A 10819-nucleotide genomic window follows, 5' to 3' on the forward strand; every position below is an offset into this window, starting at 1 on the left:
AGACGGCCCAGAAGACTCTTTGGAGCAGCAGCATTCGCAGGCGGGCTCTCAGGGCCGTGGCAGGATCGGCGCGTCGGGTGCGTCAGGCGTCAGCGCGCGGCGGCGGAGCAGCGCGTCGGCCAGCACGCAGGCCATCATCGCCTCGCCGACAGGCACCGCGCGGATGCCGACGCAAGGGTCATGCCGCCCGCGCGTCGTCACGTCGACCTCAGCGCCGGAGGCATCGACACCCTTGACCGGCGTCAAGATCGACGAGGTCGGCTTCACCGCGAAGCGGACGACGATGGGCTGCCCGGTCGAGATGCCGCCCAGGATGCCGCCGGCGTGGTTGGCGAGGAACGTCACGCGGTTACCGTCCATCCGCATCTCGTCGGCGTTCTCCTCGCCGGAGAGAGCAGCGGCGGCAAACCCTTCGCCGATCTCGACACCCTTCACCGCGTTGATGCCCATCATCGCGGCGGCGAGTTCGGCGTCGAGCTTGCCGTAGACGGGCTCGCCCAGCCCCGGCGGGGCGCCTTCGGCGACCACCTCGATCACGGCGCCGACGGAGGATCCGCGCTTGCGCACGTCGGAGAGATAGCCCTCCCAGGCCTGCGCCGCCTGGCGGTCGGGGCAGAAGAAGGGGTTGTCGTCGGTGGCCGACCAGTCCCACCGCCCGCGGTCGATGGCCTCGGTGCCCATCTGCACCAGGGCGCCGCGGATGGTGATCGTCCCGCCCAGGATTTTCCGCGCGATCGCGCCTGCCGCGACGCGGACAGCGGTCTCGCGGGCCGATGATCGCCCGCCGCCGCGATAGTCGCGGATGCCGTATTTCAGGTGATAGGTCAGGTCGGCGTGGCCCGGGCGGAACCGGTCCTTGATCTCGCCGTAGTCCTTGCTGCGCTGGTCGACGTTCTCGATCAGCAGCATCACGGGGTGGCCCGTCGTCATCCCCTCGAAGGTGCCGGAGAGGATGCGCACCTGGTCGGGTTCCTGGCGCTGGGTGGTGAATTTCGATTGCCCCGGCCGGCGGCGATCGAGCCAGGGCTGGATGTCGGCTTCGGTCAGCGGGATGCGCGGCGGGATGCCGTCGACGATGCAGCCGATCGCCGGCCCGTGGCTTTCCCCGAAGCTCGTGAACCGGAACAGCGTGCCGAAGGTGTTGCCCGCCAAGGCGCTCAGACCGTCGAGATGTCCGGCGCGTCGACTGCCTTCATGCCGACGACGTGGTAGCCGCAATCGACATGGTGCACCTCGCCCGTGACACCCGAGGCGAGGTCCGACAGCAGGTACACGCCCGCCCCGCCGACATCCTCGATCGTGACGTTCCGCTTCAGCGGCGCGTTGTACTGGTTCCACTTCAGGATGTAGCGGAAATCGCCGATTCCCGAGGCCGCCAGCGTCTTGATCGGGCCTGCCGAGATGGCGTTCACGCGGATGCCCTGGCCGCCAAGGTCAGCCGCGAGGTAGCGCACCGAGGCCTCGAGTGCTGCCTTGGCAACACCCATGACGTTGTAGTGCGGCGTCACACGCTCGGCGCCCAGATAGGTGAGCGTCAGCAGCGAGGCGCCCGGCTTCATCAGCGGCACGGCGCGCTGCGCGACGGCGGTGAAGCTGTAGCAGGAGATGTCGAGCGAGCGGAGGAAGTTGTCCCGGCTCGTGTCGAGGTAGCGGCCCTTCAGCTCGTCCTTGTCCGACCATGCGATGGCGTGGACGAGGAAGTCGAGCCCGCCCCAGCGCTCGGCGATCGCGGCGAAGGTCGCGTCCATCGAGGCTTCGTCGGTCACGTCGCACGGCACCACGAGGTCGGACCCGACCGAGGCCGCCAGCGGCTCGACACGCTTCTGCAACGCCTCGCCCTGATAGGTGAACGCGAGCGTCGCACCCTGTGCGGCGCATGACGCTGCAATGCCCCAGGCAATGGAACGGTCGTTGGCGACCCCCATGATGAGGCCGCGGCGGCCTCGCATCAGGGTTCCCGTCTGCGTCGCGGCAGTGGTTTCCGCTGCCCCGCTGTCATTCATGCCAATGTGGTCCTGTCTCGCCCTGTTCGACTCATGTGGCCTGCCTTGGTGGCATCGCCCGCGCGCGGCGGCAAGAGGCTTCGCATCCTTCCCCGGAGCCATCGCATGCGCCCACCTTGCTTCCCTCTCCTCCCGCTCTGGCGGGGGGAGAGGGTTGGGTGAGGGGGGCGGCGTTGCACAGAACACCTGCGACGGGAGGCCCGCGTCGTTGCCCCCACCCACACCCCGACCCTCTCCCGCCCAGGCGGGAGAGGGAGAAGAAGCCCCCTGGACAGCGCCGGCAACCGGGCCAAAGTGCGGCGCAGCAGGAGCAGTGACACCCGATGCCCGACACAGTCGAGACGACCGAGGACCCGATCGCGCGCTTCGAGGCCTGGATGGCCGAAGCCACCGAGAAGGAGGTGAATGATCCCAACGCGGTGTGCCTCGCCACCTGCACCGCCGATGGCCGCCCCTCGGCACGGATGGTGCTGCTCAAGGGCGTCGATCCGCGTGGCTTCGTGTTCTACACCAACCTCGAAAGCCGCAAGGGCGGCGAGCTTTCCGCCAACCCGCACGCCGCCCTCTGCTTCCACTGGAAGACACTCACACGGTCGGTCCGCGTCGAGGGCGCGGTCGAGCCGGTCTCGGCCGAGGAGGCGGATTACTACTACGCTTCGCGTGCCCGCGGCTCGCGAATCGGGGCCTGGGCCTCGAAGCAGTCACGCCCTCTCGAAAGCCGGTTCGCGCTCGAGAAGCGCGTGGCGGAGTTCGGCATGAAGTATGCGGTGGGCGAGATCCCCCGCCCGGCGTTCTGGTCGGGCTTCCGCGTGCTGCCCCAGCGCATCGAGTTCTGGCGCGACATGCCGTTCCGCCTGCACGAACGCCTCGTGTTCCTGCGCGAGACCCAGGACGCACCGTGGCGGACGGAGATGCTCTACCCGTGACCGAGCAGGGTGACGACCAGGCAGAGGTCGTCGCCTTCATGACCGGGCTTGCCGGTGCGAAGCCGGTCGAGACGCATATCAGCGCCGTGTTCCTCGGCCCCGACACGGCGTGGAAGCTCAAGAAGGCCGTCCGCCTCTCCTTCCTCGATTTCACCCGCCTCGAGGCGCGCGAACGCTTCTGCCGGCGCGAGCTCGCCTTGAACGCACCCGCCGCACCAGGCCTCTACCGTGACGTGGTGCCTGTGACGCGGCAGGGTGATGGCACGCTCGCGCTCAACGGCAGTGGTGCCGTGGTCGACTGGGTGCTGCGCATGGCCCGCGTGCCGGAGGGTGATTTCCTCGACCGCATCGCCGCGCGCGGCGGGCTCGATCCAGCCCTGTGCGACCAGCTCGGCGACGCGGTGGCCGCGTTCCACGCAGCCCTCCCGCCCATCCGTGGCGTCGATCTGCCGGCGGCGATGGCGCGCGTCGTTGCAGGCAACGCAACGTCCGCGCGCGACGCGGGACTTGACGCAGATCGTGTCGCGGCGTGGGAAGCAGCGGCGATGGCAGCGATCGCGGGGCTCTCGGCCCGCCTCGCCGCGCGGGCGGCGCAGGGTTTCGTGCGCCGCTGCCATGGCGACCTGCATCTCGGCAATCTCTGCCTCTGGCGGGGCCGCACCGTGCCGTTCGATGCGCTGGAGTTCGACGAGGCGCTGGCCACCATCGACACCGGCTACGACCTCGCCTTCCTGCTGATGGACATCGACCAGCGCGCCGGTCGCGCGGCGGCCAACCGCGTGCTGTCGCGCTACGTCGCGCGCACCGGCGACGTTGCCCTCGTGGCCGCGCTGCCGCTGCATCTCTCCATCCGCGCCATGGTGCGCGCGCATGTCACAGCCCGCATCGGCGATGCGGCGGCGGGTGCCGTGCTGCTCGACGCAGCGCACGCCTATCTCTCACCGCCCCCGCCTGTGCTGGCAGCGATCGGCGGCTTGCAGGGAACCGGCAAGACGACGCTCGCGCGCGCACTCAGCCCCCGCCTCGGCCCCGCCCCCGGCGCGCTGGTGCTCAGGAGCGACGAGACGCGCAAGCGCCTGGCGGGCATCGCACCGGAGGAAAGGCTGCCGGCGGAGGCCTATACGAAGGACGCGTCGGCGGCCGTCTATGTGGCGCTGCTCGATGCGGCAGCGACCGCGCTCGCCAATGGCCACGCCGCGATCGTCGATGGCATGTTCCTCACGCCGGTGGAACGAGACGCGATCGAACAGGTCGCGCGCACGGCGCATGTTCCGTTCGCGGGCCTCTGGCTCGAGGCGCCGCGCGCGGTGCTGGAGGCACGGCTCGCCGCGCGCCGGGGCGATGCGTCCGACGCCGATGCCGCCGTGCTGGCCGAGACGGCCCAGCGCGACACCGGCGCGATCGCCTGGGCAAGGCTGGATGCGGCAGCGGAAGGCCTTGCCGCGCGCGCAGAAGCTGTGGTGAATGCGGCCATGGCCGCGTGATAGTCTGGTGACGGATCGATCTGCACAGGCTGAACGAACACTGCAAAGGCTGAAGGAACAGGGGGCTCACCATGCCGTACCGCAAGCTGCTGCTTCCCGTCATCGGCACCGAGGCGGGCGAAGCCGCTCTCGCCACCGCCTTCATGGCCGCGCGCATCTGGCAGGCGCATGTCCACGGCCTGCATGTCCGCATCGACCCGCGTGACGTCGCCCCGCTCGCCGGCGAAGGCCTCTCGGGCGCGATGATCGAGGAAATGATGAGTGCCACAGAGCGCGAGAGCAGCGAGCGCGCCAAGGGCGTCCAGGCGATGTTCGCCCGCTTCATCGCCGAGCATGACATCCCAGCCACGTCCGACCCGGTCGCTGCCTTCAGTGCGGGCCGCGTGACGGCGTCCTTCGGCTCCGTCGTCGGGCGGGAGGAGGACATCGTCGCGCAGCAGGCGCGGCTGTCCGACATGGTCGTGATCGCCCACCCCGATTCGGGCGATGAGATCTCAACCTCCGATGCACTCCACGCCGTGCTGTTCGACAGCGGCCGCCCGGTGATGGTGACGCCCAAGAAGACGCCCGCGACGCTCGGCACGCGCATCTGCGTGGCCTGGAATGGCACGGCGGAATCGGCCGCCGCGGTTGCCGGTGCGATGCCCTGGCTCGAGCGCGCCGAGGCCGTGCGCGTTCTCTACGCCGACGAGTACCAGCGCCGTGGGCCTGAAGCCGCAGGTCTGCTCGACTATCTCGCCTGGCACGGCATCAAGGCCGACAGCACGCTGTTCAAGCCGCTGGGCAACAGCGTCGGTGCGGGGCTGCTCGCCGCGTCAGCCGAGTTCGGCGCCGACCTCCAGGTGATGGGCGCCTACAGCCATTCGCGGTTGCGCCAGCTCATCCTCGGCGGCGTGACGCGACACGTGCTCGAGCACGCGAACGTCACGCTCCTGATGAACCGCTGACGCTGGGGTCTGATCAACCGCTGACGCTGGGGTCTGATCAACCGCTGACGGCGTAGATCATCGTCCGCCGCATGTCACGGTCCTCGAGCTCGCGCGTCACCGCGACATCGTAGCTGGCGCGCGCGACCAGGCCCTCGCGCGGCAGATAGGCGCGGCCGGGATCTGCCAGCAGAACGACAGCGCCCGCCCGCGCCGCGTCGCGCAGCCACGGCATCACGCGCGCCGTCATCCGCGCCTCGTAGCAGACATCGCCGGCGAGGATCACGTCCCACGCCGCAGGCGGGGCAGCACAGAGATCCCCCGTGATCGTTTCGATATTGACATTATTCAGCGCAGCATTCGCCGCCGTCGCGGCGGAGGCGAGCGGGTCGAGCTCTGCCGCCACGACACGCGCAGCACCGGCCCGCGCCGCAGCGATTGCGGCAAGTCCGCCACCTGCGGCGAAGTCGAGCACCGCGAGCCCGCGCACGAGCGCGGGGTCATCGAGGACGTGGCGGGCAAGGGCCTGGCTACCGGGCCAGGCGAAGGCCCAGTAAGGCGGCTCAACGCCCGACTGCGCCAGCGTCACCTCCGTCGCCTGCCAGATGGGGGTGATGGCGGTGGCGAGATGCAGCCTCACCTCCGGCACGAGCGGCGGGGCTGCGATAATCGTCTCCGCGGCGATGAAACGTGCTGCCTCCTCGGGGCTCACGCCAGGCGGCCGGCGACGATGGCGGCAGCGATCACGAGGCCGACATCGCGGTTGGCGCGGAACAGCCGCCCGCAGAGCGGCGCATCGTCGATGTCGAGTGCGATCACCTGCCGCACCAGCAGGGCGGCCGCGACCGCGAGTCCGGCGAAGAAGGGCCAACCGAGCCCAGCCAGCACCCCCGCCCCGGCAGCGAGAGCGATCGTGGCGGCATAGCAGGCGACGAGGAATGGGCGCGTCGTACGCTCGAACAGCCGCGCGGTGGAGCGCACGCCGACCAGCGCGTCATCCTCGCGGTCCTGGTGCGCGTAGATCGTGTCGTAGCCGAGCGTCCAGGATACCGCCGCCGCGTAGAGCACGAGCGCGGGCAGCGCCACCTCGCCCGTCGCCGCCGCGAAGCCCATCAGCACGCCCCAGTTGAAAGTGATACCGAGGAAGGCCTGCGGCCACCACGTCACGCGCTTCATTGCAGGATAGACGGCGACGAGGACCAGCGAGGCAACACCCAGCAGGATGGCCGCGAGGCGAAGCTGCAGAAGGATCACGAGCCCCACCAGCAGCAGGGCCGCGAGGAACACGAGCGCCTGGCGCACCGACAGCGCGCCCGAGGCCAGCGGCCGCCCCGCGGTGCGGGCGACGCGGCGGTCGATGTCACGGTCCCACAGGTCGTTCACGACGCAGCCGGCACCGCGCATCACGATGGCGCCGATGCCGAACAGCACCACGAGCAGCGCATCGGGCCACGGCGCGCCGCCGAGCGCGAGGCCCCAGAGGCCCGGCAGGAACAGCAGCCACGTGCCGATCGGCCGGTCGAGCCTGGCGAGCAGCGCATAGGGGCGGAGGCGCGCGGGCAGGCGCGCGACCAGCCCGGTGTGGCTGATGTCGGAAAGGCCGGGCGGCTGGGTGGGCTGTGCGTGTGACATCGCCGCTATACTCTGGCCACCGCAGGGGGGACGCAACCAGCCACCATGAGCCTCATTCGACTCCACGTTGCAGATGCACTGGCGCAAGGTGCCACGCTCACCCTTGGCGAGGCCCAGGCGCGCTATCTCGCCGCGGTGATGCGGCGCAGCGTCGGCGATGCCGTTCTGGTGTTCAACGGCCGCGACGGCGAGTGGCAGGCCGCCATCGCCACGCTCGCCAAGGGCCGCGCAACCCTTGCCATCGGCCATCGCACGCGGGCGCAGACGTCCTCTCCCGATCTCTGGCTGCTCGCCCCCGTGCTGAAGCGCGAGACGCTGGAGTGGATGGTGGAGAAGGCAACCGAGCTTGGCGCGGCGCGCATCCTCGCCGTCACGACCGAGCGCAGCGCCGTCACCCGCACGAATCCGGAGCGTCTCACCGCGATCGCTGCCGAGGCGGCGGAACAATGCGAACGCCTTGATGTTCCCGTCGTCGACGCGCCGCAACCGCTCGCGACCGTGCTGGCAGGCTGGAATCCCGATCGTCGCCTCGTGGTGGGCGACGAGCGCGGCCGGTCACCCCCGATCGCCGATGCAATCGCTGGCGAGGCGCCAGGTCCCTGGGCCGTGCTCGTGGGGCCGGAGGGAGGTTTCACGGCCCGTGAGCTTGACGGGTTGCGCAAACTCCCGTTCTGTCGCCTGGCCAGTCTCGGCCCGCGCATCCTGCGGGCAGAGACGGCCGCCCTCTCCGCGCTGGCCGTGCTGCAGGCCCTGGCAGGGGATTGGCGCGATCACCACCTTGCCTGAGGGCGACACGCGTCACCTCACGCCACCGAAGCACCGCGACCCTCAGAGACGAGCACAGCATGTCGGGACCATCCGAAGGCGACGCGACGCCCATCACCTCGGTGCGCCAGATGGTCGAGCATATCGCCGGCGGCGCCAAGCCGCGCGCGGCGTGGCGCATCGGCACCGAGCACGAGAAGATCGTGTTCCGGAAGGCCGATCTCGAACCCCCGCCCTATGGCGGCGAGGCCGGCATCCGCGCGCTGCTCGACGGCATCGGCGCGATGGGCTGGGAGCCGATCACCGACAAGGGCAACGTCATCGGACTGAAGCGCGGGCGCGGCAACGTCTCGCTCGAGCCTGGCGGACAGTTCGAGCTCTCCGGCGCACCGATGCCCGATTTGCACGCGACGAAGGCCGAACTCGACGAGCATCTGGATGCCTGCCGCGCGGTGGGCGGGAAGCTCGGCCTCGGCTTTCTCCCGCACGGCTTCCACCCGCTGAAGCGGCGCGAGGACATGCCGTGGATGCCGAAGAGCCGCTACGCCATCATGCGCCGCTACATGCCGCTCAAGGGCAGGCTCGGCCTCGACATGATGCTGCGCACCTCGACGGTGCAGGTGAACCTCGACTTCGCCGACGAGGCGGACATGGTCGAGAAGTTCCGCATCTCGCTCGCGTTGCAGCCCGTGGCGATCGCGCTGTTCGCCAACTCGCCCTTCACCGAAGGCAAGCCCAACGGGTTCCGCAGCTTCCGCGCCAATGTCTGGACCGATACGGACCCGGATCGGTGCGGCATCCCCGACTTCGTGTTCGACAAGGGCTTCGGCTACGAGCGGTGGGTGGAGTACCTGCTCGACGTGCCGATGTACTTCGTGATGCGCGAGGGCCAGTACGTCGACGTCGCCGGCCAGTCGTTCCGCGCCTTCATGGAGGGCAAGCTCCCGGGCCTGCCCGGCGAGCACCCGACGATGGGCGACTTCGCCGATCATATCACCACCGCCTTCACCGAGGTTCGCCTCAAGCGCTATCTCGAGATGCGGGGTGCGGATTCCGGCCCGCCCGAGATGCTGATGGCGCTGCCCGCTCTCTGGACCGGCCTGCTTTACGACAAGGCCGCGCAGGCTGAGGCGCTGGCGCTGATCACCGATCATCCATGCGGCGACTGGAAGGCGCTGCACCGTGACACGCCGCGCCTGGGCCTCGCCGCACCCTGGTGCGACGGCACGGTGCAGATGCTGGCGAAGGAGACGGTGGCGATCGCCAGGAAGGGCCTCGTCGCGCGCGGGCTTGGCGAGGAGGTCTATCTCGCGCCGTTGGAGGAGATCGCCGCCACGGGCCGCACACTCGCCGACCGCTGGCTGGAGCGGAACGAGACAACCTGGGGTGGCGATGTCTCGCGCATCTTCGCCGAAGGCGCTCTCTAGCAGCACTCCGTAACGCTGCCGTATCGGGTCGACAGGTCCCGCATCGTACCGTATCGTTTGCGCAGCGGCATCTGGGAGGGTGCTGCCCGACCACCAGCATACGGCGCGGCATCGTCGGGGCTGCCGCAATTCTGTCCGGGCAATTCCATACTCTGTCCGGAATGTTCCGTGAGCCTCTCGGCGTTTCCCCGGCCGGTGCGGTCTTCCGCGCTGTGCGCCGGGCCAGACCGGGAGACTGCCCATGACACGATCGACACACCTGGCCGCCGTGCTGATCCTCGGCGCGTCGTGGCTTGCAACGCCCGCCAACGCGCAACTCACCTTGCCTGACTGCGAGGCGCTGGCGGGCTGGGCCACCGGCTACCAGCGCGGCGCGCAATGGCGCCCGAACGAGATCGGCACGCAGAGTGCCATCCCGAGCCTCTACGCCGCGCCCGCGACAGCGCAGCTCCTCGGCAAGCCTGTGATCGACTGGAGCGAGGCCGAGGTGCGGGCGCTGTTCCAGCACATGCAGGGCTGCGAGCGGCAGTTCGCCCAGGCGCGTCAGTTCGACAAGCGGAACCCGATCGATACGATGCGCGGCTGGTTGGGCACCAACGTCGCCGCGATGCTGCGCAACATCGCCGCCGCCCGCGAGGCAGTTCCCCAGGCGCTGGCGGCTCTCGAACCCGCGCCCGCCTCACCGCAACTCCTGCAGCTCTGGAGCGCGCTGTCGCGGGCGACGAGCCAGCAGGGCTTCAATGCGGCCAGCCAGGCCTCAGGCCAGCTCCAGGGCGATGTGCAGGTGCAGGCGCGTGCGCTGCTCGCCGGTGTGCGCAACCTGCCGCAGGCCGAGATCGGGCCTGCCGTCGTGGAGAAGGCCTCCGCCAGGGCCGGCGCCATGCGCGGGGCCGTGCGCGACCAGATCGTCGCCGAGATCGGCGCCGTGCCGGCCTCCGCGCAGTCGCTGCAGGCCCTGGCTGCTGCACCCCAGGCGCTGCGGCAGCGCTACGGCGCCGCTCTCGGGCCCGAGGAGTTTCGCGCCATCGACCAGGCAATCGCATCGCGGCGCACGGCCATCGGGGACGATGCGGAGAAGGAGATCGTCGCGCAGCTGGCAGCCGTCACGCCTGGCCCGCAGGCCTTCGCCGAGATCGACCGCCAGGTGCCGGAGCCGCTGTTCCGCATCCTGCCGCCGGCGAATGCCGAGAAGGTCCGCGCCGCTGCGGATGCGCAACGAAAGGCCGCGGCGGATGCGATTTTCACCACCTTCCAGCGGGAGCTGTCCGGCCTGCCGCAGACTCAGGACGGCATCGACAGGATCGACGGTGAGATCAAGCCCGCGCTGGCCGCGTGGCCGCAGAGTGCCGCGCCCTACCGCCAGCGCTTCGCCGAGGCAGCGGATTCGCGGCGCACGGCCATCCTCGCCGTGGTCGACCGTGCCGAGCGCGGCAGCCTGCGCGGCCGCACCTACGAGAGCCAGGCCGGCCTCGCGCTCGAATTCGTCGACCGCACGCGCGTGTTCTTCAAGACCGGCGGCCAGACGGCAGGGGGCACCTATACCGAGGAGCGCGACGGGCGCGTCACCGTGACCGTCAACAACCAGTCGATGGTGCTGACGCGCGAGGGCCGCGTGCTCACAGGCGGCCCAACGGATTTCCGTAGGACCAAGTAGCC

10 protein-coding genes are annotated in these 10819 nt (G+C 70.1%); 6 read left to right on the top strand and 4 right to left on the bottom strand.

The features are described 5' to 3' along the window. Positions 1–48: 48 nt before the first annotated feature. Positions 49–1152 carry a chorismate synthase gene (aroC, locus tag Q0C38_RS13580; RefSeq protein WP_291297642.1) on the bottom strand — a complete coding sequence of 368 codons (1104 nt, stop codon included), beginning with the start codon at positions 1150–1152 and terminating at the stop codon, positions 49–51. A gap of 5 nt (positions 1153–1157) precedes the next feature. Next, on the bottom strand, positions 1158–2003 hold the full coding sequence (gene fabI, locus Q0C38_RS13585) for an enoyl-ACP reductase FabI (protein WP_291297643.1): 846 nt from the start codon (positions 2001–2003) through the stop codon (positions 1158–1160). Positions 2004–2326: 323 nt separating this feature from the next. Between fabI and pdxH the strand changes: the two genes are divergently transcribed. From pdxH to Q0C38_RS13600, 3 genes are all read left to right on the top strand, one after another. Continuing rightward, on the top strand, positions 2327–2929 hold the full coding sequence (gene pdxH, locus Q0C38_RS13590) for a pyridoxamine 5'-phosphate oxidase (RefSeq protein ID WP_291297644.1): 603 nt from the start codon (positions 2327–2329) through the stop codon (positions 2927–2929). Further along, positions 2926–4413 carry a bifunctional aminoglycoside phosphotransferase/ATP-binding protein gene (locus Q0C38_RS13595; RefSeq protein WP_291297645.1) on the top strand — a complete coding sequence of 496 codons (1488 nt, stop codon included), beginning with the start codon at positions 2926–2928 and terminating at the stop codon, positions 4411–4413. The genes pdxH and Q0C38_RS13595 overlap by 4 nt, the downstream gene beginning before the upstream one ends. Positions 4414–4484: 71 nt before the next feature. Further along, positions 4485–5360, top strand: a complete 876-nt coding sequence (locus Q0C38_RS13600; RefSeq protein ID WP_291297646.1) for a universal stress protein — start codon at positions 4485–4487, stop codon at positions 5358–5360. Positions 5361–5397: 37 nt separating this feature from the next. On the opposite strand, the gene Q0C38_RS13605 is transcribed toward Q0C38_RS13600, so the two are convergent. Continuing rightward, the gene (locus tag Q0C38_RS13605) at positions 5398–6051 is read right to left on the bottom strand and encodes a methyltransferase (protein ID WP_291297647.1); all 654 of its coding nucleotides are present in this window, start codon (positions 6049–6051) and stop codon (positions 5398–5400) included. Further along, positions 6048–6971 (bottom strand): 4-hydroxybenzoate octaprenyltransferase, encoded by a 924-nt coding sequence (gene ubiA / locus Q0C38_RS13610; protein ID WP_291297648.1) that lies wholly within the window; start codon positions 6969–6971, stop codon positions 6048–6050. The genes Q0C38_RS13605 and ubiA overlap by 4 nt, the downstream gene beginning before the upstream one ends. A 45-nt stretch (positions 6972–7016) precedes the next feature. Between ubiA and Q0C38_RS13615 the strand changes: the two genes are divergently transcribed. The 3 genes from Q0C38_RS13615 to Q0C38_RS13625 all read left to right on the top strand — a co-directional run bounded on the left by Q0C38_RS13615 (position 7017) and on the right by Q0C38_RS13625 (position 10817). Further along, positions 7017–7757: a 16S rRNA (uracil(1498)-N(3))-methyltransferase gene (locus tag Q0C38_RS13615; RefSeq protein WP_291297649.1), complete on the top strand. Its 741-nt coding sequence runs from the start codon at positions 7017–7019 to the stop codon at positions 7755–7757. A gap of 59 nt (positions 7758–7816) precedes the next feature. Then, positions 7817–9163 (top strand): glutamate--cysteine ligase, encoded by a 1347-nt coding sequence (locus Q0C38_RS13620; RefSeq protein ID WP_291297650.1) that lies wholly within the window; start codon positions 7817–7819, stop codon positions 9161–9163. Positions 9164–9404: 241 nt separating this feature from the next. Further along, positions 9405–10817, top strand: coding sequence for a hypothetical protein (locus tag Q0C38_RS13625; protein WP_291297651.1), 1413 nt, complete (start codon positions 9405–9407; stop codon positions 10815–10817). Positions 10818–10819 lie beyond the last annotated feature (2 nt).

The organism is Elioraea sp., from assembly GCF_022842375.1.
Lineage (GTDB): Bacteria > Pseudomonadota > Alphaproteobacteria > Acetobacterales > Acetobacteraceae > Elioraea_A.

Excerpts from the sequence above, each read along its gene's own strand:
- fabI (WP_291297643.1), bottom strand. The coding sequence starts at position 2,003 with ATGAATGACAGCGGGGCAGCGGAAACCACTGCCGCGACGCAGACGGGA.
- pdxH (WP_291297644.1), top strand. The coding sequence starts at position 2,327 with ATGCCCGACACAGTCGAGACGACCGAGGACCCGATCGCGCGCTTCGAG.
- Q0C38_RS13600 (WP_291297646.1), top strand. The coding sequence starts at position 4,485 with ATGCCGTACCGCAAGCTGCTGCTTCCCGTCATCGGCACCGAGGCGGGC.
- ubiA (WP_291297648.1), bottom strand. The coding sequence starts at position 6,971 with ATGTCACACGCACAGCCCACCCAGCCGCCCGGCCTTTCCGACATCAGC.
- Q0C38_RS13615 (WP_291297649.1), top strand. The coding sequence starts at position 7,017 with ATGAGCCTCATTCGACTCCACGTTGCAGATGCACTGGCGCAAGGTGCC.
- Q0C38_RS13620 (WP_291297650.1), top strand. The coding sequence starts at position 7,817 with ATGTCGGGACCATCCGAAGGCGACGCGACGCCCATCACCTCGGTGCGC.
- Q0C38_RS13625 (WP_291297651.1), top strand. The coding sequence starts at position 9,405 with ATGACACGATCGACACACCTGGCCGCCGTGCTGATCCTCGGCGCGTCG.